This is a genomic window from Clostridium sp. AF17-21AC, from assembly GCF_003461365.1.
GTDB classification, from domain to species: Bacteria; Bacillota; Clostridia; order Lachnospirales; family Lachnospiraceae; genus Coprococcus; species Coprococcus ammoniilyticus.
Map to the genome: position 1 here is coordinate 304,431 of NZ_QTWY01000001.1, position 22,763 is coordinate 327,193.

General features: G+C 41.7%; 13 protein-coding genes. 11 read left to right on the forward strand and 2 right to left on the reverse strand.

Annotated elements, in window-relative coordinates:
- Positions 1–155: 155 nt before the first annotated feature.
- The 4 genes from DWW85_RS01465 to DWW85_RS01480 are packed head-to-tail and all read left to right on the forward strand — an operon-like array spanning position 156 to position 9,329.
- A complete protein-coding gene (locus tag DWW85_RS01465) occupies positions 156–2,936 on the forward strand; it encodes a glycoside hydrolase family 3 protein (RefSeq protein WP_242995975.1) in 2,781 nt (926 codons plus the stop codon).
- Positions 2,927–7,120, forward strand: a complete 4,194-nt coding sequence (locus tag DWW85_RS01470; protein ID WP_117807265.1) for a VWA domain-containing protein — start codon at positions 2,927–2,929, stop codon at positions 7,118–7,120. The genes DWW85_RS01465 and DWW85_RS01470 overlap by 10 nt, the downstream gene beginning before the upstream one ends.
- A gap of 14 nt (positions 7,121–7,134) precedes the next feature.
- Positions 7,135–8,661 carry a hypothetical protein gene (locus tag DWW85_RS01475; protein WP_147340887.1) on the forward strand — a complete coding sequence of 509 codons (1,527 nt, stop codon included), beginning with the start codon at positions 7,135–7,137 and terminating at the stop codon, positions 8,659–8,661.
- A complete protein-coding gene (locus DWW85_RS01480; RefSeq protein WP_117807267.1) occupies positions 8,658–9,329 on the forward strand; it encodes a hypothetical protein in 672 nt (223 codons plus the stop codon). Before DWW85_RS01475 ends, DWW85_RS01480 begins: the two co-directional genes overlap by 4 nt.
- A 177-nt stretch (positions 9,330–9,506) precedes the next feature.
- On the opposite strand, the gene panD is transcribed toward DWW85_RS01480, so the two are convergent.
- Positions 9,507–9,890: an aspartate 1-decarboxylase gene (gene panD, locus DWW85_RS01485; protein WP_117785827.1), complete on the reverse strand. Its 384-nt coding sequence runs from the start codon at positions 9,888–9,890 to the stop codon at positions 9,507–9,509.
- 314 nt (positions 9,891–10,204) lie between these two features.
- Between panD and DWW85_RS01490 the strand changes: the two genes are divergently transcribed.
- The 6 genes from DWW85_RS01490 to DWW85_RS01515 all read left to right on the forward strand — a co-directional run bounded on the left by DWW85_RS01490 (position 10,205) and on the right by DWW85_RS01515 (position 19,490).
- Positions 10,205–11,809, forward strand: a complete 1,605-nt coding sequence (locus DWW85_RS01490) for a DUF6034 family protein (protein WP_117807268.1) — start codon at positions 10,205–10,207, stop codon at positions 11,807–11,809.
- 93 nt (positions 11,810–11,902) lie between these two features.
- Positions 11,903–13,459, forward strand: coding sequence for a DUF6034 family protein (locus tag DWW85_RS01495; RefSeq protein ID WP_117807269.1), 1,557 nt, complete (start codon positions 11,903–11,905; stop codon positions 13,457–13,459).
- Positions 13,460–13,712: 253 nt separating this feature from the next.
- Positions 13,713–15,146, forward strand: coding sequence for a hypothetical protein (locus DWW85_RS01500; RefSeq protein WP_117807270.1), 1,434 nt, complete (start codon positions 13,713–13,715; stop codon positions 15,144–15,146).
- A gap of 89 nt (positions 15,147–15,235) precedes the next feature.
- Positions 15,236–16,675, forward strand: a complete 1,440-nt coding sequence (locus tag DWW85_RS01505; protein WP_117807271.1) for a DUF6034 family protein — start codon at positions 15,236–15,238, stop codon at positions 16,673–16,675.
- A gap of 84 nt (positions 16,676–16,759) precedes the next feature.
- Positions 16,760–18,502 carry an alpha/beta hydrolase fold domain-containing protein gene (locus DWW85_RS01510; RefSeq protein ID WP_117785825.1) on the forward strand — a complete coding sequence of 581 codons (1,743 nt, stop codon included), beginning with the start codon at positions 16,760–16,762 and terminating at the stop codon, positions 18,500–18,502.
- 55 nt (positions 18,503–18,557) lie between these two features.
- Positions 18,558–19,490, forward strand: coding sequence for a glycoside hydrolase family 25 protein (locus DWW85_RS01515; protein ID WP_242995977.1), 933 nt, complete (start codon positions 18,558–18,560; stop codon positions 19,488–19,490).
- Between the two features lie 175 nt (positions 19,491–19,665).
- Here the strand turns inward: DWW85_RS01515 and DWW85_RS01520 are convergent, their stop codons facing one another.
- A complete protein-coding gene (locus DWW85_RS01520; RefSeq protein ID WP_117807273.1) occupies positions 19,666–20,487 on the reverse strand; it encodes a hypothetical protein in 822 nt (273 codons plus the stop codon).
- A 212-nt stretch (positions 20,488–20,699) separates the two neighbouring features.
- Here DWW85_RS01520 and DWW85_RS01525 point away from each other — a divergent pair, with 212 nt between their 5' ends.
- Entirely contained in the window at positions 20,700–22,550 is a 1,851-nt protein-coding gene (locus tag DWW85_RS01525; RefSeq protein WP_347470662.1) for a B12-binding domain-containing radical SAM protein, read from the forward strand.
- Positions 22,551–22,763 lie beyond the last annotated feature (213 nt).

A 22,763-nucleotide genomic window follows, 5' to 3' on the forward strand; every position in this document is an offset into this window, starting at 1 on the left:
TTGTTATAAATTAGTCGCAAAAATGACGCAAATATCGCTTTTGTTATATTGATATAAATAAAAAAATATTATTATATTTATAAATTAAACAAGGACGTAACTATATAAATGAGATAAAACAAACGGATAAAATCAGGAAAAGGAGTATGATGGATATGAAGAATCAGGTAGTATTGGATTGGAATCAGTATGTAGCACTTGCAAGACAGACAGTAGCAGAAGGCTGTGTTCTGCTTGAGAATAAAGATCAGGCACTTCCGCTTGTAAAAGATGAGAAGGTGGCAGTATTTGGAAGAATCCAGAACCACTATTATAAGAGCGGAACCGGTTCAGGCGGAATGGTAAATGTATCAAAGGTCTATGGAATCGTAGATGGTCTGCGTGAGAGTGGTCAGGTCATTCTGGATGAGGAGCTGATCAAGATCTATCAGGACTGGGAAGAGACACATCCATTTAACGAAGGCGAAGGCTGGGGAAATGAACCATGGTGTCAGGAAGAAATGGAGCTGACCGATGAGGTTGTGGAAGCAGCCGGCAAGCGATCAGAGACAGCTATCGTGATCATCGGACGTACAGCAGGCGAGGATAAAGATGCAAGTGATACCAAGGGTTCTTATCAGCTTACAGATGTGGAAGAAGATCTGCTCACAAAAGTAAGAAAGAACTTTGATAAGATGATCGTTTTATTAAATGTCGGTGGTCTGCTCGATATGAGTTTTACAGACCGTTACCAGCCGGAAGCTGTTATGTATGTATGGCAGGGCGGCATGGTTGGCGGACTTGGAACAGCAGATGTATTAACAGGAGCAGTTTCACCATCCGGTCATCTGACAGACACGATCGCATATAAAGTTGCTGATTATCCTTCTACACCATATTTTGGTGATCCGGATAAGAATTATTACAGTGAAGATATCTATGTCGGATATCGTTATTTTGAGACTTTCGCAAAGGATAGCGTCAGATATCCGTTTGGATATGGCCTGTCCTATACAACATTTGAAAAGTCAGTCGTTGTATTTGCAAATGAGCCGGAGAAACAGCAGTTTACACTTCATGTAACTGTTTCAAATGTCGGTTTAAAGAAAGGAAAAGATGTTGTTCAGATCTATGCGGAAGCTCCGCAGGGTAAGCTTGGAAAAGCAGATAAGGTTCTTGTCGGATTTGCAAAGACAAAGGAGCTTGCACCGGGTGAATCCGAAGAAGTAGAGATCACTGTTCCATACAGCCGCTTTGCATCCTATGACGACTCCGGTATTACAGGACATGCGTATGCATTTGTATTAGAGGCAGGCACATATCATGTATTTGCAGGTGCAGATGTCAGAAGTGCGGAATGTGCAGGCACATTTGAGCTTGCAGGAGATCTTGTGATCAAACAGCTTTGCTCTGCACTTGCTCCGGTAGAAGCATTTGACAGAATGAAGGCAGCAGAGACAGAGAACGGATATCAGGTCATGATGGAAGCAGCACCACATCATGCATCAAACGAGAAGCAGAGAAGACAGGCTCATCTTCCACAGGAGATCCGTCAGACGATGAGGAAGCATACATTATCCGATGTGGCAGATGGTTCGATCGGAATGGATAAATTTATATCAGAATTGACAGACGATGACCTTACTTGTATCATTCGAGGAGAAGGCATGGGAAGTTCACTTGTAACACCGGGAACGGCAGCAGCGTTTGGCGGTGTATCCAAGTCACTGATCAACCGTCATGGAATCCCTTCTGTATGCTGCAGTGATGGACCGTCCGGTATGCGGTTAGATTGTGGCGTGAAAGCATTCAGCCTGCCAAATGGAACGATCATTGGATGTACATTTAATACAGAGCTTGTAAAAGAGCTTTACACCTGTACCGGTTATGAGATGATCGCACAGAAGGTTGACTGTTTACTGGGACCCGGTATGAATATTCACCGTCATCCGTTAAATGGAAGAAACTTTGAATATTTCTCGGAAGACCCATATGTGACAGGATGCTTTGCCGGTGCGATGTTAGAAGGTCTGCATGCAGCAGGTGTAACAGGGGCAGCGAAGCATTTCTGTGCAAATAATCAGGAGATGAGACGACATTTTGCAGATCCTGTTGTATCAGAACGTGCACTTCGGGAGATCTATCTGAAAGGCTTTGAGATGATCGTAAGAAGCGGTGTCTGCGATGCGATCATGACGACATACGGACCGGTAAACGGAGTATGGACAGCCGGAAATTATGATCTCTGTACGACAATCCTCAGAGAAGAATGGGGATTTAAAGGTATTGTCATGACTGACTGGTGGGCATCCATCAATGAGCGTGGACAGGAGCCGGATAAGATTAATTTTGCGGCAATGGCGCGTGCACAGAATGATATCTATATGGTATGTCCGGATGGATCAACAAATGCCAGCGGAGACAATACAGTCGCAGCACTTGTAGACGGAAGACTGAAACGCTCTGAGCTTCAGAGAAATGCGGCAAATATCTGTGGCTTTGTACTTCATACAGAAGCAATGCGCAGAGCCATGGGATGTCCGACAGAGGTATCGATCATCAATCGTCCGGCAGAGCCTGATGATGTGGATCTGTCAGAGGTTGAATTTGTCAGATTAGATGGCGACTATGAATTACGACTTGATACCAAGGAGTCGAAGGCCGGTGTAAATTATGTACTTCCGTTTGATGTACAGAAAAAAGGAATTTATGAGATTGAACTGATCGGAAGCTCCGATCTTTCAGAACTTGCCCAAATGCCATGTACGTTGTATTATACCAATATACCGATCCTCAGTTTCACATTCCATGGAACAAATGGGGAAGACATGGTTATCAAAAAAGAATTTGATCTGCATACCAGATTTTCAGTTATGCGTCTGAATGTCGGTAAAAATGGTCTTCATTTAAAACAGATCCGATTCAGATATTTAAGGGAGGGCAAAATTTGGAATTAAATATATTACTGAAGATAGCAATTATCTTTCTGTTTTTTACAGCCGTTGATATATGCGGACATTTCATCTTTAAGACAAAGAGAAATGTCCCGGAATGGCTGCTCACGATAGGGGTAGTTCTGGCTTTTGCCGGGACTACCTTTCTTGGCGTACGCAGTTATTTCGATGATACAGATACAAATGAGCAGGGTATCTATATGGCATATTGCTATATAATGGATGGCAATTCAGACCAGGCAGTCCGGATCCTGAATGATATATCAGGCAGTTCGGAGGAAAAAGAGGTGCTTGGTGCAGCCTGTGATACGATGAATGGTGATTATATCAATGGGTACTTCAAAACCCAGGAGCTGCTGGAACGAAAAGGAATCAGCAAGGCTGGCAAAACCTGCCTGACGAAGCTTGATACTTATTGCTCCGAAAAGCTTGGTATGACAGATGGTGGAACAGAGGCATATACGGATTATGAAGCATATCTTTCGGATCTGGAAAAGCAAGGTGCGGTGGAGGAAGCTACATATAAAAGCGGATCCGATGATGTACAGGAAAAGAAGACGGCAGGACAGGAGTTTTTTTCTGCTTTAGAAGAGTATGTGGATGAACGGCATTTCACCAGAAAAGAAAAGCGCAAATATGAAAAGGCGTATGAGCTTGACAACAAGATCCATGGAGTGGCTGTTTCGGAGCTTACAGAGGATGATATCAAGGACCTGAAACATACCTATGGAGAAACAGAGGAGATCCTTCGCAGGGAGGTTAGCTTTTATGTTTATCAACAGGATTATGATAAGGCGAAGGAAAAAGCATCGGAATTGAACCGACAATTTAAAAGTCCGGAGAATACGGTTATTTATACGGATGTGATCGCCGAAGAGGTTTATCGTAACAACATGGATAAAAACTATACAGAGGCTTCCTTTGATATGAAGGATGAGGAGATCAGAAAGCTGGTGAAACAGGCAGAACGTACGAAGGAAAAAGCACAGAAGCTGATTGATGAAGAGGGCTATGAAGGAAAGCATGCGGATGAGATCAATGAATTATTAGAAGAGGCAGATGAAAGTTACAAGGAAGCATGTAATGTTCCGATCAAGCGTGCGGCAAATTATATTCTGGTACAGATACCACGACATGGCGATGATACCGGATTTTATGAACTGCAGCTGTCGAAGCTGTACCTTGCAATGGATGACCGGGATACTGCCAATGAACATCTGCATCAGATAATTGATAATAGTGCAGCAATCAGTGATAAATCCTCTTTGAAGGATTCAATCGATGAGGTTGTTACCCAGTATAATCAGATATCCAATGATGCATACAATCCGGAGCTGAATGCAGCCGTGACTGATCTGGTGGACAAACAGAGTGCACAGGTTGTTCCGGTGTCAGAGGATACCATTAATGGGTCATTTAACTCTTATGTATCAACGACTTTGAAATATGACAGGATCAGTATTCATATCAGCCGGATCGATACAACGGATTATCCTGCTATCCGTGCTTATATCAATATTAACGGAACAAAGGATTCCAAGGAAGAGCTGGCAGACCAGTTTACAAAGGAAGACTTTTCAGTGATCGATACACAGTATGAGATAACAGATTTTACCTTACATAGTGGTGCGGAGAGTGAAGGAGCAAGCATCGGTATTGTCATGGATAAGAGTGGAAGCATGGAGGGAGCAGCGCTTGAAAATGCAAAACAGGCAGCGGCAGAAGCAGTCGATCATATAACAGCAGAAAAGATGATGATCATTTCCTATGATAATGAAGCATATCTGGAACAGACCCTGACATCAAAAAGCGGAACCCTGAAGAATTCTATTAATAATATATCAAGTGGTGGTGGAACCAATATTTCGGCTGGTTTAAATCTTGCACTGGATAATCTGGAAAGCGCGAATGGAAGCCGGGCTGTGATCCTGATGTCCGATGGACAGGACGGCGGTTCGGAGGAGGATATGCAGGCGGCAGTTGATCGCGCGGTAGAGCTTGGCATCAGTGTATATACGGTTGGATTTGGTGAGTGTGATGATGCCTATATGCAGGCGATCGCAGAATACACAGGTGGAAAATTTGTAAAGGCAGAGGCATCCACGGAGCTGTCGGATATTTATCTGTATCTGCAGAAATATATTGTCAATAATTACAGCATTGAATATACTGTGACCAGAAATCCGGAAGCAGATCCAAGATTTCTGACGGTTGATATTGCAGAATATAATGCATCAGAGACCAAGGATTATTATATAAATGAAGAAAACAGACCGGAAGATCTGGGGCAGGATGATCTGATCCGGAAGGTAGACGAGAATACACTTGGCATATCATCCGTCACACCGGGGAATGCATCGGAAAAGGATGTAAAGGCAGGTATAACCGTTACCGTAAATGGAGGTGGATTTGCTGATATTGAAAGTGTATTTATCGGAAATACAGCTTTGACGGATATACAGGTAACAGATAGAACAAGTCTGACTGGCGTACTGACCGGAGAACTCACCGCAGGCATTTACGATGTAAAGGTAAGAACAACCGATGGAAGAGTTGTAACAGGAAGTGCTGCTTTCAAGGTATTTAAGGCAGGAACCTCAGAGTCTGTAAGAATAGGAGATATGACGATCACAGCAGATTCGATCGGACAGGTGGCAGATGACAGGCTGGCAGCCAGTGGTAATGTTATGATCAATGGTTTTATGCATTGCTCAGGTGATATGGAGATGATCGTGGCAGATATGGATCCGGAGCTGGAGCTTGTGTCCGGCAAGATGATAAAGGCAGGAGATTCCGGTACAATTCAGGGTGATGGCAAGCTTTATGTCAGTTATACAGAAATGCAGGAAAAAAGCAGCAGATTTGCGGATCTTGTCATGAATGGCAGGGATTATATTGTTGCAGAGTCAGGCTTTTATGCAACGATAGATGAGGAGAAGACATCCTTTGATCAGAACCTTTCAAACATGAATATATCGATCCCATTTATCATGGATATCAAGGCGGCGGAAGTAAAATTATACAGTAACCGCTTGCAGATCGACATTGATTCGATCCGGGTGGATAAAATGATAAAATCAGGAATTAAGTCACTAAAGCATGAAACCGGTGCCAACAAATACAAAAAGACAGAAAAACCACAGGAAAGAGCCAGCTTAAAGGAATTTGGCGTTTCCGATTTCTTTAAGGGCTTTGATATTTCGGCTTCAGTAGCAGTTACAGCAGATGGACTGGAGTTTGGTGGAGAACTGACTTTGTCTCCGGATGATAAGATCAGCTTTGGAATATTTGGAATAAATGAAATGTCGGTCAAGCTGAATTCGCTGGATCCGGAGCATGAATACTGGAAAATTGGCGGTAAGATTGATTTTTCAACATCAATAGGTGCATTTGGTAATACCGGAATTTCCGGCTTTGATGGATATCTGTCATCCTATTACTGGATTCCGGATACAGTTAAGCTTGATGCGAATCTGCGACCGGGACCAAGAGTCTGCGAGATAATGGAGATCAATAAGGTAGGCGGAGAATTACAGGGTATGAGCACATTACTGATCGGACTATATGATTCTCTCGTATCTGAAGAGACAAAGAAGATCCTAAATGCCGGAATCGATCAGACGTTATATGACAAGGATATTAAGCTGATCGGAACTGTTGAGGCAGAGGCGGATCTGTTCGGATGCTTTGGCGACGAGAATACCGGAAATCAGTGGATGAAAAAGTTCAGGCAATGGGGCGAGATCGGAAATGCAAAGGGACAGGTTGAGATCAATTTCAGCGAGCCGGAGTTTGCTGTTTCAGCAGAAATGTCATTGCTTGGTGCTGAAAAAGCAAAGGCAGGAGCCAAGATCAACAAGGATGGACTTGATATATCAGCGGCACTCGAGCTTGGAATTTCCGGTTTTGGCTGCGAGGTAAAAGGAAGTGCAGCAGCAAATCTTGGAGGAAACTTCACTGATCGATATATTAAGATTGGAGTAAATGGAAATGTAGATATGGCGCCGGTGGATGTCCATGCAAAGGGTGACTGCAAGCTCACGATCGATTGGGACAGAGAGTTCAGTAAAGCTAAGGTAACATTAAATTATAAGGCGAATAACGGAAAACAACAGGAAAAATCTATATGGTATGATGAAGATGGAGGTCTGTTCCTGTGGGATAAGATCAGCACATCATCTAATTAAGGGGGCAGTTTAACATGAAGAGAGTAAGGAAAACAATGTGGAGGCTGTGGACAGGCGTATTATTATTTATAGGGATGATCGTCTGGCTTCCGATACAGGTGTGGGCAGCACAGACAGAAGTCGAGATTGATATGCCGGAAGGTTACAGTAAGGCGGTCTTTTATGTAACCTGGGAAAATTATGAACAGCCTGGAACGATTGTGCTGACTTCACCATCCGGTAAAGTATATAGCAAGAAAAAAACGCCGGATCAGGTTTATGAGGCAAATGGCGAAGCAATCATACATGTCGGAAAAGGAGAAGAAGGTACATGGAAGGCTGCGGTAACCGGAGAAAATCTTGGTGTGGTGGACGTAACGATAGGTGAGGTTCCGGATTCGCTGGTCATCAGTAAATTTGAAATATCAGAAAAAGGAACCGGAAGTGTCAAGGTAAACTATAAGATCACAGACTGCCCGGATGAGCTTTATGTGGAGGTGTTTGCAGATACTGATTCAGAGGGCTTTGACGGAACCTGCGTATATAGTGACAATATGGAAAAATCCGGATCGTTTACATTTGATCTGGATCAGCTTCCAAGCGGAGAATATCATTTTTATATTCGTGTATCCGTAGACGGTGTGTATCAGCGTGCCTATAGTGATGCATTTATCAGCTATCAGAATCCGGAGGATGTAGAGAAGGTTTCCGGGGTAAAGGGTGGAACATATAATGATGGATATTATATTTCATGGAAAGCTTCTAATGAGGAAGCTTATTCGGTACGGGTTTATGATGAGGCGCATAATCTGATCAGAGAAGAGGAGCAGGGAACCACGGATTTCTATTATGATGATTTTACAGGTGATGCTTCTAAGGTTTATCTGGCAGTGATAAGAACAGATGAGAACTGCAGGTATGAGCTTGTGTCGGCAGATACTGCAGTAAAGGCTGATGCTGATGTAGTCTTTGATACAGATGCAGACAGAACAAAGAGCAGCTTCATTCAGGCAACGGTCACGATGCAGGATAAGAATACATTTGATGCATATCTGGGAGATGAGCGGATACTTACGGATGAAAAAGAAAATGGTATGTATCGGGTGAACTTAAAGGATGGAGATAATACGGTGACCTTTGTTATTATGGATCCGGCAGGCAATGCTGTAGAATATTCCAAAGAGATCTATGTGGATACCGTACCACCGCAGTTGTCCATATCCGAGGATGTTGATGGAAAGGTAGTAACCGAAAATACCATTTATCTGAATGGTTATACGGAAGCAGGAGCTTCCCTGACCTTGAATGGCGAAACAGTCGAACTGACACAAAGCTATTTCCATAAAAAAGTGTCACTTGCAAATGGAGAAAATACGTTGGAGCTGATCGCAGAGGATGCAGTAGGAAATCAGTCAGTATACAGAGCTGTGGTGACCTTTGAAGCTGTAAAAACAGTAAAACGTGTATTTGAATATGTGATACTTGGTGGTCTGGTACTGGTATTATTGATCCTTTATATTATTGTATTTGTCAAGGGGCGAAAAAGGAGGAAGCAGTCATGATCGTATATACAATCATTCAGGTGGTCATTACGCTTGCTGCGGCTGGTGTGATCGGTTACAGTATATTTCTGACTGTACAGGTTTCCGGTGACCGGCTGCTGACCATGGACAGTACATTAGGTTATCGGTACGCGGTTGCTTATCGCCAGTGGCAGTTATATGCAGGCATTGCTATTGCGGTATTACTGCTTTTGTGGGTGCTGTATATACTGGCTTGGCATAGATACAGGATGAAACACAGAGAAGAGCGTCTGGCTAAAAAAACAGCGAAAAAAGCGGCAAAAAGGCAGGAAAAACAGAAGAAAAAGACAGATGCAAAGAAGCCTCAGACAGTTGCCGATGACACAGTATCAGATAATTATGATGTAAGCATGCAAAGCTATTATCCAAATGGATATGATACAGATAACTGGGGCTATTATCCAAATGGATATGTTGCAGAGAATCAGGGCTATTATCCGAATGGATATGCTGCAGAGAATCAGGGCTATTATCCGAACGGATATGCTGCAGAGAATCAGGGCTATTATCCGAATGGATATACTGCAGAGAATCAGGGCTATTATCCGAATGGATATGCTGCAAATGCACAGACATATATGCCGGATACATATGGACAATATATATCATCGGACGAAAAGAATGCTCCGGACACAAAACAGGAATGAAATGAAAAAGAGCCATTTCAGACGTTAACGAATCTTATTATTAATAAAAGGGACTGTAAAAAACTCCCCTAAAAAGAAAAATAGCTATGGGTTCATGCCTATAGCTATTTTGGGTATAATAAATTATGCAACTAACTCAAAATACCAAGGGTAATTATACACCTCGTTTTCAGGTATTTATCCTATCTCGCCATGCTTTTCATAGCTGGTGATACGGGAGATGGAATTGTCTTCGTTTACAAAGACTACCGTTGGTCGGTATTCTTTGGCTTCTTCAGGTGTCATAGAAGCATAACACATCAGAATGATATGGTCGCCTACCTGAACCTGTCTGGCAGCGGCACCATTTAAACACATAACACCGGATCCCGGTTCTCCGGCGATCGTGTATGTCTCAAAACGATTTCCATTTTCAATATCAACAATCTGCACCATTTCATATTCAAGAATTCCTGCTTCCTTCAAAAGCTCAGAGTCTACGGTGATACTGCCGACATAATTCAGTTCAGCCTGTGTAACAACGGCTCTGTGGATCTTACTTTTTAACATGGTAATATTCATTAGAATGACACCTCTTTATTCTTTCTCACCGCACATACTATAACATAAAAAGAAAAAATGCAATATAGAAATACAAGAAATTGTAGAAAAAGGATGCAAAAAGGATGCAACTATATTGCATAAAATATGTAGTGATCATGTACATTTAATATGTCGGGAAAAATGAAAAGAAAGCTTAAGAAAGTTTAATAAAAAAATAGACCCGTATTAATGAACAAAATCGATGGTTTGTGTTAATATTTTTACAGCGCTGAAAAAATATACATATTAATTTTGTTTGTTAAAATGTAGGATCACAGCAGGAGGTAATTATTTTGAAGAAAATAAGAAAAGAAACAGCAGGTAATAAGACAACACAGGTAAGCAGAAAAATGCGCTATAAAAAGATGGCAGCACTTGCCATTGCAGGAGTTCTGGCAACAGGAACTGCACTTACAGGCTGTGGAAAGAAGAATATAGATTACAGTGTAGACGGTGAATCAGGAAACGGAGGCAGCTCGGACAGTGGAAGCCTTCAGGGTAAGTACGGAATACCGGAATCCTGTGATACTACACTGGACGCTGGAAGCAGCGGGATCAGCAAACTTGCAATAGAAGCAGATGAGGTAACAGTGCCGGATACGGTAGATCTTCCGACTGTATATGTAAAAAGAAAAGAATCATCAAATGATACCAGAAAACAGATCGTAGAAGCTGTCCTTGAAAAAGACAAAGGTATTTATACATATGATTATAACAATATGACAAAAGCAGATATTCAGGACCAGATCGATGAGTATGAAAAGGAAAAGAAGGATTCTGCAGCAAATGGAGATAATTCCAGTGCATCCTGGTTCGATTCCAAGATCTCCGACCTGAAAGATCAGCTTCAGAATGCACCGGATGAATATCCGGCGGCTGATGATTATTCCGGTAGTGCCTTTATCGGAGAGATCAACGGAAGAAAATATATTATGTATATGGATGATCAGGAAGGAGGAAGTGGTTCCGTAGGTCTGAAGGATTCATTGATCACCTACCGTCCAAAAGATGGAATGAACGGAGTATATTATTCAACTCCGGATAGCGGGGATGATCTGTCAGATGTAGATGTGTCAGCCTCAAATGTATGTACATTTACAAAGGAAGAGGCACAGTCCATTGCAGACGATTTTATCGGCAAGGTCGGTATTTCAGATGCATCCCTGACTAACACACAGGATCTTTACTGGTATTACTATGGAACAGACGGGAATACCGAGGCTGTCGATGTTGACGGGTATGTATTTACATACAGCAGAGCGATCAATAATCAGACTACAGATGTTCCGGAAGCCTGGAATGTTGATAATATTACGCAGGATGATGGATCGGTAAGCATTCCTGCCGAAACCTGTACGGTATATGTTGATTCTAATGGTATTATATCTGCAAGCTGGGTATCTTATCTGGAAACAACCGGAAAAACAGAGTCAAATGAACTCTTATCATTTAAGGAGCTGTTAGAAAAAGCAAATAAGAATATTGCAGAATACTATACCACATATCCAACCAGATATAAAAAAGTAGAGTTTAATTCTATGAAGCTTGGCTATTATCTGGAGAAGACAGATGAAGAAGGAACATTCAAATATGTACCTGCATGGATATTGACACAGTATGAGGATATGACCGATTCAACAAATGAGACATATCCAACCCAGATGGTTGTCCTTGATGCAACAGATGGTACGGTGATCGATCTGATGGAACTGTCCAAGTCACTTGGCACATATCAGAGTTATGAAACAGATACGATCGCAAGAGATGTATCTGATGACGGCAGTTCATCGATATCTACTATAGATGATGATACCAACACTTCCGGAGATTCCGCAGGCAGTGAAGGAGATTCCACAGAGGGTGATGCAGATACAACCGGTGATACGACTGAAGGGTAATCGGTCGCGGAACATGGCGCCAAATAATATGTCATTTACTGGATCGGATCCAGAAGCTATAATAAATGAGAGAAGAAAAGAGGAGGTTCTTATATGCAGAACAAAACAAAGAATAATAAAGAAAGATTTCGCGTATATCGTAAAAAAATGGCAGCCTGCCTGTTAGTTGGTATGCTGGCAGTCAGCACAGCAGTTACCGGCTGTGGCAAGAAGGATATTGATTATGATGTAGAAGGAAATGGTGGTTCCGGAAGCAATGCGGACAGTGGCAGCCTGCAGGGTAAATATGGAATACCTGAAAGCTGTGATACCGAGATCGCAACAGGAGATTCCGGTATTCAGAAGATTGCAATCGATGCAGAAGAAGTGATCGTACCGGATACAGGAGATCTGTATGTTGCATCGTTTAAGAAGAAAGAAACAACAAATGATAGTAAAAAAGAAACAGTAGAGGCAGTTCTGGACAAAGATAAGGGTATCTATGAATATGATTACGATAAGCGTACCAAAGAAGATATTCAGACTGAGATCGATATGTATGAAGCCGAAAAGAAAAAAGGTGACAGTGACATGGCATCTTATTATGATTCCTGGATCAATGATCTGAAGGATGAGCTTGCGACTGCACCGGATGAATATCCTGCAGCAGGCGATTATACAGGAGATACTTTTATTGGTTCGATCGGAGATACAAGGTTTACGGTATCCACTCCGAGCGAGGAAAATGGTACAACCGGATATTCCCTGTATCTTGCGGATGATTTCTTAAAATATCGTCCAAAGGATGGAGCAAGTGGATGTTATTCAACTTCCATGGACGATTACATGCAGTATGGTGGAGATGAGTCAGATTCTGTAGATGCAAATACAAATCAGTGTACATTTTCAGAAGATGAAGCAAGACAGATGGCAGATGATTTCCTTGCAAAAGTCGGATGTACGGATGTTACCTTAAAGAATACATCAGCACTTTGCTGGGTTTATTATGATGATAATGGTGACAACCAGTCAACAGATGTGGATGGATATACATTCACATATTCAAGAGCGATCAATAACCAGCCAACCGCAACAGTAAATGCATGGAATGTCGATAACATCCAGCAGGACAATGCATCCATTGATATTCCAAAGGAGGAATGTTCCATCAGCATTGATTCCAAGGGTATCAATAGTGCAAGCTGGAGCGAATATCTGGAAGCAGATGGAGAACCACAGGCAACACAGATTCTTTCCTATAAGGATCTGTTAGATAAAATGAATGAAACCGTTCCTGAATATTACAGCAAGTACACATCTCATTACAAGAAGATTGAATTTAACGGTATGGAGCTGACCTATTTCCTGAAAGCAGGAGACAAAGAAGGAACCTTTGAATATATTCCGGCATGGATATTATCCCAGTATGAGGAATATCAGGATTATACAGATAAGGACAGCCCGACACAGATGGTTGTAGTCGATGCAAGAGACGGATCAGTGATCGATCTTCTGGAACTGGCCAAGTCACTTGGCACATATTATACATATGATGACAAAGACGATTCCGATACAGAAGACGTAGACGATACGGATACAGACACAGATACATCTTCTGAAGATACATCCGCTGAGGACACTTCTGCCGAAGATACATCTTCTGAAGAATAAAAATATTAATATAAAAGATATGCTCATGTACTGTTTCATGTAATAAGCAGTACATGAGCATTTTTAATTATTCAGAAAATATACAGCTATGATGCGAAAATGATTTTTCCCTGTGTTTTAATTAGAAAGTCGTAAGATAATTTGGAGAAAAAATACAAAAATTGGAGAAGATACGGATACTTCAGATAGTGCAGAGAAGTGATCGGGATCGGGAAAGAAATAAAATATATTTACGATATGAGGAGGAAGGAAGATGAGAAAACAGATCAGGAGAAGAGGAACCGCCTGGCTGATGTTTGGAACAATGATGATGGCGGCGGTATTTACCGGATGCGGGAAAAAAGATATCGACTATGATATCGATGGATCCGGCGGAAAAAAGGACAGCGGAAGCATTCAGGATAAGTACGATATTCCAAAGTCATATGATGACAGTATAGCAGTAGGGGATTCGGGTTTGAGTGAGATCACATTGAAGGTGGATGAGATCTCGGTTCCTGATACATCAATCATGTATACTGAGAAGTTAACAAAGAATGATACCGCAGGAGAGGCACTTAAAAAAATAGCGGAAGCGATATTTGATAAGAGCAAAGGAATCTATGCTTATGATGAGAACAATCAGACAAAGGCAGATATAGAAGAACAGATCGCATCCTATGAACAACTGAAAAAAGAGCTGGGAACCGATGCGGAACGTATTAAGGAGATAAATGATACGCTTACAGAGCTTCAGGATGAGCTGGAAAAAGCACCGGAAGATTATCCGGCTGCCGGAGATTATTCTGCAACAAAGTACCTTGGAACATGTGGTCAATATGAATTTGTTCTGAGGACACCGGATGATACGATTTTAAGCTATGATTTATCATTGAAGGAGGATGCCATGGTATATAGACCTGCAGACGGAACAGAGGATGGAACGGAGATGATCGATCATGGCGGCTATGTGTCATTAAATGACAGTATAAAATATGGTTCCGAAGGTGCAGAGGAGGCACTGAACGATAAAAACCAGTGTAAATATTCAGAAGAGGAAGCATTGGAGATAGCAGAAGAATTTCTGAAGAAGATCGACTGTAATGATATGACACTTGGAGAGTCCTCCGCACTGGCATGGACCTATGATGATGCTTTATCAACGCTTATAGAGCGTGATATTGATGGGTATTATTTTACATTTAACCAGATGATAAAGGATCAGTCTCTTGGAGAGGGCTTACAGGCATTGAATGTTGATAATATGGTGCAGCAGGAAGCAGGTGTGGATATACCTACAGATTACTGTAAGATTGCGGTGGATGATAATGGAGTGATCGGAGCTGTCTGGACGAATAATCTGTCTGTCGAAGGTGAGGCAGAGGAAACAGAACTGCTTTCTTTTAAAGAACTGATGAAGCGGGCGGATTCATCTGTTTCTGAATATTATGCAAAGTATAATACACAGTACAAGTCGATCGAATTTAATCGTATGCAGCTTACCTATTGTCTGAAACCGGGAGCACAGGACGGTGAATTTGAATATGTGCCGGCATGGATCATATCGCAGGTTGAAGTATATGAATTTGAAGAAGTTACATATGAAGATCCTCAACAGATGGTCGTGCTGGATGCAACCGACGGATCCTATATTGATATCCTTGAGGTATCGAAGGCACTGGGAACATGCAGTGTAATACAGGATTAAACGGAGGCGGTATAAGGATAATAAAAGAAGTCATTTTTATCTGATATATGAGGGAAAACGGGAAAATCTTTAAGTAAGAAGGGATACAAATGATGAAAATGGACATTACAAAAAGAAGAAAAATGATGGCACTGTTTCTTGCAGGAATACTTACAGTATCTGCGGATGTTACAGGATGCGGAAGGAAAAATGTTGACTACAATGTAGACAATACCGAACAGAAACAAACAGAGGCAGATCAGGGACAGACGGAGACATCTGCATCCGGAGAAGATCTGGATAGTGGAAGTCTGTGGAGTAAGTATAAGATTCCATTTACCTGTGATACGGAGATTGCGATTGGAGATACCGGCTTATCAAAGATCCATGTAACGGATGATGATATCAGTGTTCCGGATACCTCCGACCTTCAGATCGCACAGTATAAGAAGAAAGATCCGGAGAGTAATGAAGTGAAGAAGCAGGTGGCAGAGAATCTGTTTGATAAGGATGAGGGAATCTATGTATATGATTCCATGCATCGGATAAAAAAGGACATTCAGGCAGAGATCACACAGTATCAGACAGCAAAGGAGAATTATCCGGATCCTGTATTTGCGGATTCCTATGATTCATGGATCAGCGATCTGGAAACGGAACTGGCAGATGCCCCGGACAGTTATCCGGCTGCCGGAGATTATTCCGCGGATGATTATGTTGGTACTGTGGATGGGAAGGAATATGAATTGTATTACAAAACCGACAGCGTTTATCGTTCCTTTAATATGCGGGAAGATTTTATGATGTATCGTCCGAAAGAAAAGGCAACGTATGTCACGCCATATTCAAAGGCTGACTATGAAAGAGAGACAGGAACAGAAGCGGATCAGGAGAATACAGTTCAGAATGCCTGCAGCTATTCCAAAGAGGAAGCACAGATGAAGGCAGAAGAATTTCTGTCGAAGATCGGTGCGAAGGATGTAGCCTTACAGGACAGTTCTGATCTTTACTGGGTATATACAGATGCGACAAATTCGGTTGTTGCTACGGATGTGGATGGGTATTCGTTCACCTACGTAAGAGCTGTTGATAAGCAGCCGGTGTCAACGATGGCATTTAATCAGGTTGAAAATCTGCAGAAGCAGGTGGAATATTATGATGTGCCGGTTGAACGCTATGAGATCACAATGGATTCCAATGGAATCATCAATGCGAACTGGTGTGATTATCTGGAGTCCACCGGAGAAAGCGCAAAGACTGAGATCCTTTCATTTCCGGAGCTGCTTGAAAAGGCAAATGAAACCATACCGGAATATTACAAAACCTATCCATGTAAATATAACGCGATCAATTTTAATGATGTGACCTTGACCTATTACCTGACAGCAGGCGCAGCAGATGGACAATTTGAATATAAACCTGTCTGGATCTTTTCTTCCTGTGATGATAAATCGGATCCGGATTATCCAAGTGAGATGGTGGTATTAGATGCAGCCGATGGATCTGTGATCGATATGTTGAATGTAGCAATGAAGATATCAGCAGATTAAAATTAGACTTGATATTCAATCCCGGTTATGTGAAAATGGTAGCAGGTGAAAATGGTTACATATGTATATTAAGGGATACATTATATGAGTACACAAAACAGTCTTGTTATCATAAAAGAGAAAATTGCAGGTGTCATGCTGGATGATAAGCGCATGAAAGCGGATGATATTGCTAAAAAAGTCCTGAAGGGAAGAAAACGGGAATGCAGCACGCCTCCAAAGTGGATGCAGGATGCATTTCATATTACAAAGGCAGAGTCAGAGAATGGATTATGCTATTATGTGAAACCAAAGAAGAAAGAGGTAAAGAATTTCTTCTTTTATATCCATGGCGGCGGTCATTGTATGGAAATCAACAAAAACCAGTGGGAATTTGTTGCGACTGTGGTCGAGGAAAATGGATATGGTGCGGCTGTTCCGATCTATCCGCTGGCGCCAGAGCATAATGCACAGGATACTTTTGATATGCTGATCGGGACATACAGACATCTGACCAGGCAGGAGACAATCGACCGTCTGGTTGTTGTTGGAGATTCCACAGGCGGTGGACTGGCGTTATCACTGGCAGTTCTGGCATGGAAGGAAGGTGTTCGCAGACCGGATAAGCTGGTGTTGTTATCACCTTCATTAGATACAGAATTTATGGATGGAAATCTCGCCAATCATATGCTTGATCGCAAGAAAGAGGTACGGAAGTATTATTACCGGCTGGGCATTAAGGAATTTCTTAGCAGGTACTGGATTCAGGATCTGTATCATCAGAATGAATATACCTGCCCGATCTATGCGGATCTGACTGATATCTGTGATGAGATCGCCATATTCACAGTAGAAAATGATCTGCTGAACAGCTATGCAAGATTATTATATGATAAGCTTAAGAAAGAGCAGATCCGGATTCACTATTTTGAATATTTTGGAATGCCTCATGATTATATTGAGCATCAGCATGTGCCGGAATGCCGTATGATCATCAATCGTATCAGCGACAGTATCAAGGATGAAGCAAAGCTTGTAAATCCTGAGATCAAGCGTGCAGTATGGGCACGGTCAATGGTAGCGGAACGATATCCGAAGCTGTTTCAGGATGATGAGTCGATTAAGATTGCAGCCAAATTAAATGTGTCACATAAGGATTTCAATGCGATGTATCAGGAATATGATCGCCTTGTTAAGATTGGACGGATCGTAGAGATTGACAAACGGGTAAAACAGTTTATTATGAGGTATGCAGATGGCGTTATTGTAAATGTCGGAGCTGAGTTAGATACCATGTTTTCCCGCATGGATAATGGCAGGATCCGATGGTACAATGTAGATATGCCTGAGACCATGGAACTGCGGCGCAAGATGGTGGAGAGCAGGGACCGGGAGCAGAATATCGGCAAATCAATCCTTGATTTTTCATGGCTTGACAGTGTGAAGAAGAAACCGGGTGAAGCAATCTTATTTGTATGCTGTGATGTAACGAAGTATTTTACGGATAAGAAGCTGCAGGCGTTTCTGAATGCGATATGGGAGCGGTTTCCGGGTGCTGAGGTACTGTTTGATGTCAAGAACTCCGTTGGCAGAAAACGGGCAAATCTGAAAGTATTAACAGGAAAGAAGAAAGGTTCGTTTATAAAAGTAAGTATCGATAACTGTACCAGCCTGATGTATGACTGGAATATTAAGTACAGAGTACTGTATGACAGGGCAATCCTGAATCAGGAGGATATCACGGAGATGTTTTCTTCTGATATAGCAAGAAAATATCGTCATGCGATCAGACGAAAATATGATAAGATCATACAGCTTCGGTTAGGTACGGAACGAATTGCAATATAAACGGCTTGTGATTGACATGAGAGAAGCAGACAGAAGAAAACAATTAGCAAAAAGAATGAAATATGCAGTGTGCATCGGCGCAGGAATTGTAATTGGAATCATTGCAGGAATCTGTATTGGTATTGATTATAATAAGACAACCAGATCGACACCTGCCTTGTACACGGAAATGGAACATGGTCTAGAACTGACACCGGGAGAGCTGGCAAATCTGATCTATGACAATTACTGGAATTATATCAAGAAGAGTTACATCATTGTAGGAGATGATAAAGAAACTGCACAGCTTTATAAGATCAGTAGTAAGGTAGCCAGACATAATTATGATTTGGAACGGTTTCAACTGGATGATAATGGCTATATGAGTTATTCGGATGATAAAATCAAGCATGCAAAGCTTGGAATCGATGTATCCAGTCATCAGGGATCAATCGACTGGGATCAGGTAAAAGAAGCCGGTATCCAGTTTGCAATGATCCGTTTGGGATATCGTGGATATACACAGGGTGGTCTGGCACTGGATGACGGCTATGTGACGAATATAGAAACAGCTCTGGAAGCAGAAATGCCGGTTGGGGTATATTTCTATACACAGGCAGTAAGTTATGATGAAGGAGTAGAAGAAGCACAGTATGTACTTCAGAATATCGCAGGTTATAAGATCAGTTATCCGGTTGTAATTGATACGGAGAAGATGGAAGCAGAAGGTGCCCGCGCAAATGATATTTCAAATGAAGAGCGTACCGATGCCATTGTTGGTTTTTGTGAGACGATAAAAAATGCCGGATATACACCGATGATCTATGCAAATAGAAACTGGTATGCGCAGAATCTGGATATGGATCGATTGGGTGATTATCAGCTCTGGCTGGCACAATATTCCAATGTACCCGATTTCCCATATCTGTTTACCGGCTGGCAGTATACCAGTGAGGGAAGTGTGCCGGGAATCTCAGGATCCGTTGATATTGACGTCTGGATGAAATAGAAAACATTAAGAATATGATTATAGTACAGAATCCATCTGCTTTATAACAATACAGAGCAGATGGATTCTTGTCTATGATAAAAAGATAAAATTATAAAATTAAAACATCCATATTTTATAATACAGATAAATGCTGTAAATAAAGGTATGGATGTTTTTTATGTGATAAATCGTCTTATTTAATTGTAAAGGTTACGTTCTGAACCTTGCCGTTCTTTGACCAGATGGTTAGGGTATGTGTTCCCTTTTTCTTAACGACTGTGTTCTTCTTAACTACCTTGCCGTCCAGTTTCATCTTTACAAGGCTCTTGCTGTTGGATACTGTGATCTTCTTGCCGGCTTTGTAGGACTTGTTGTTCTTAACGGCTGTTGTCTTTGCTGTTTTTGTAACCTTACTGGTAGATGCGTAGAAGTTTTTCTTCTTGCTGGCATCCCTGATAGTCCATGAAACGGTCTTTGATTTGTTTGAAAGCTTACCGTTTGTGGTCTTAACCTTATTCTTAAATGAAACCTTTACATTCATGTAGAATGACAGGCTGTCAGTAAGATCGTTTTTCTGAAGCTGTGCAGCGTCGGCAAGTTTTGCAATTGTAAGATTACTGCCTGCTGTAGAAGGATCAAGTGTAGCATAGAAGAAATTCTTTGTCAGACATACATTTGTGTAACCTGCAGATGAAAGTAAATCTTCGATATCACTGAGTTTCTTGTTTTTTACGGTCATGGAGAACATATGGTAGGTAACACCATCGATCTTCTTTTTTGAATATTTGGCACCGGATCCCTTAAGTTCATTAATGAGTTCTTTTTTGGTCATTTCAGACATGCTGGCAAGTCCATCCAACATTTCATCATCATAACCCTGTTCAATCGTACAGGTTGCTTTGGTGGCAGAGGTGAGTTTTACGGTTGTGTTAATAGCAGAACCGCAGCCGGTCATCATCAGACCAAAGATGCAGACACACAATGCCAAAAGTACGTGTTTCATTTTTTTGTTCATAGATACCCTCCTATAATAAAATTTTGTCTACAGACTCAGTCTATCATCCGCGTTTCCTAAAGTAAAGGCAAATACCGGATTTTGTAGCTTAATAAATCTTATCTGTGGTATAATCCTTGAAATGGATAAATAATTTCATATATCAGAAACATGAAAAAGAGATTATTATGAATAAGCCTGCAAAGATACAGAAAATCATATAGTAGGAGGTTGTGAATTCCTTGAAGTTTTTACTGGCAGCATTAAATACAAAATATATTCATTCGAATCCAGGGATTTATTCCCTGTATTCTTATTCAGTAAAGAAACAGCCGTCTCTTGCAGAATATATTGAGATTGCAGAATATACGATCAACAATCAAAAAGGAGAGATTCTTGCGGATATCTATAAGAGAAGGCCGGATGCGATTGGATTTTCCTGTTATATATGGAATATCGAGATGATCCGTGAGCTCATTACAGAATTAAAGAAGCTCCTTCCGGATACAGATATCTGGGTTGGCGGACCGGAAGTAACCTACGATGCCGATCAGCTTCTTGCGGAGATGCCGGAGCTTACAGGAGTTATGGTTGGAGAAGGAGAGGCAACCTTTTATGATGTGCTGAGAAGATATCTTGATATTGGAAATATTCATAATACTGGGAAGTTCTATGATATCGGGAACGCCTGTAATACTGGGAATTCCTGTGGTATTGAAAATTTCCGTGATACCGGGGGTTTTCGGGATATTGACGGCCTGGTGCTTCGGGAAGGAAAAGATATTCTTTGTACGAAGCCAAGAGGACTTACCGATCTGTCGGAGCTTCCCTTTCTGTATTATGACTTGGACACTTTTAAAAATAAGATCATTTATTATGAGAGCAGCAGAGGCTGTCCGTTCCGGTGCAGTTATTGTCTGTCATCGATTGACAAACGGGTTCGGTTCCGCAATCTTGATCTGGTGAAGAAGGAGCTGCAGTTTTTCCTGGATCATCAAGTAAAACAGGTGAAGTTTGTAGACCGGACATTTAACTGTTCCCATGAACATGCGATGGCGATCTGGAGGTATATCAAAGAACATGACAATGGAATCACGAATTTTCATTTTGAGATTGCTGCAGATATTTTAAATGAGGAAGAATTGGAGTTGGTCAACAGTCTGCGGCCAGGTGCGATACAGATGGAGATCGGAGTGCAGTCGACAAATCTGCAGACGATAGAGGAGATCAATCGTGTAATGGATGTTGATAAGCTTGCAAAGATCGTTGCCCGGATCCATCAGGGACATAATGTGCATGTGCATCTGGATCTGATCGCGGGGCTTCCGTATGAGGATTATGAATCATTTGCACATTCTTTTAATGACGTATATGCGATGAAGCCGGAGCAGCTTCAGCTAGGTTTTTTAAAGGTGCTAAAGGGTTCGAAGATGCATGATAATGCAGAACGATATGGTTTACAGTATACAAGCTGTCCGCCGTATGAAGTATTATTTACAAAGTGGATATCTTATGATGAGATCCTGCGGTTAAAGCAGATCGAAGAAATGGTAGAGATTTATTATAACAGCTGTCAGTTTGAGAACACGCTGCCATTCCTGGTGGAAGAATTTGATTCGCCGTTTGATTTTTATGCGAGCCTTGCTTCTTATTATGACAAAAAGGGATATTTTATCCAGACACCGGCGAGAATCTACCGGTATCATGTACTGCTTCATTTTGCAGAAGAACACTTCCCTAAGAAGACAGAATTGATTCGGCAAATGCTGGTATTTGATTTATATCTTCGTGAGAATATGAAGACCCGACCGGATTTCGCCCCGGAACAGGAGGGTGTGAGAGATTTGTTCCGGGACTTCTACATCCGTGAGGCCAACGACCACAGATACCTTCGGGAAGAAGACTATCATGGCTGTGACTGGAAATCTATGTCCAGAATGACACACATAGAAAAGATTTATTACAACAGAGAGACGGGAAATCGTCTGTCTGAAGTATGCTATATATTATTCGATTACAAACGCCGTGATCCGCTGACCGGGGATGCAAGGTATATGATAGTAACACCTGTCGCATCCATGTGATATAAAATTTGGCTGTCTCATGTTGCCCGGGATACTGCTATTTTACGGATGTGTATGTGTTCGGCCTCATGTTGTCCGGGATACTGCCGGTATACTTTGTATGTCTTGTTTTTTTCTATTCGTTGCAAATGTCTGATTCGCTCATGCTCCTGTACCAACTCGCCTTTCAGGCTCAAACAGGCACCCGCATTCGCTGACAATTTGCATCTCATA